A 993-nucleotide genomic window follows, 5' to 3' on the forward strand; every position below is an offset into this window, starting at 1 on the left:
GGTAATCCTCCCATTTCTAACGGGGTCCATTCGTAGAACTCATGCGGCCATTTTCAGTTTCTGGGCGGGTGTGATGCCGCCGATGCCCATGTTCGGGCGGTCGTTGTTGTAAGTCCAGAGCCATTGCGTTGCGAAGTCTTGAGCCTCTTCGATGGTTCCGATGATGTATTGGTCGAGCCATTCATGCCTGACGGTGCGATTGTAGCGCTCGATGTAGGCGTTCTGCTGCGGCTGGCCGGGTTGGATGTGCTGGATGGTAACCCCATGTTTCTCGGCCCATTTCATCAGCTTTTCACTGATGTATTCCGGGCCGTTGTCGACCCTTATGGTGCCGGGTTTGCCGCGCCATTCGATGATCCTGTCCAAACTGCGAATGACCCGTTCGGCTGGCAGCGAGAAGTCTACCTCGATCCCCAGCCCCTCGCGGTTGAAGTCATCAAGCACGTTCAGCAGCCGGAACGCCCGACCGTCTCCCAGCCGGTCGGCCATGAAATCCATCGACCAGGTCATGTTGGGCGCATCCGGCACGGCCAGCGCATCAGGCTTGTCCCGCTTCAGCCGCTTGCGGGGTTTGATCCGCAGGTTCAGTTCCAGCGCGCAGTAGATCCGATAGACCCGCTTGTGGTTCCATGGGTGCCCTTTGACGTTGCGCAGATGAAGGAAACACAGACCAAAACCCCACGTCTTGCGGGCATCGGTCAGCCCGACCAGCAGATCGGCGATCTCCTCGTTCTCGGCCTTCAGCTTCGGGCCATAGCGATAGCAGGTCTCGCTCACTCCAAAGGCACGGCAGGCCAGCGCAACGCTCGCTCCTCGTCGCGCCACCGCATTCTCGGCCATCTCACGGCGTTGAGACGGCCGAGTTACTTTTTTCCAAGAGCCTCCTTCAGCAGATCGGCTTGCATGCTCAGGTCCGCATACATCCGCTTCAACCGGCGGTTCTCATCTTCCATGGCCTTCATCTGGCTGATCAAGGACGCATCCATGCCGCCA

1 pseudogene is annotated in these 993 nt (G+C 58.8%); it reads right to left on the reverse strand.

The features are described from left to right. Positions 1 to 39: 39 nt before the first annotated feature. Positions 40 to 993, reverse strand: a pseudogene (locus tag H5395_RS18395) (IS3 family transposase); the annotation flags it as partial.

This window comes from Paracoccus sp. MC1854 (assembly GCF_014164635.1).
Taxonomy (GTDB): Bacteria; Pseudomonadota; Alphaproteobacteria; order Rhodobacterales; family Rhodobacteraceae; genus Paracoccus.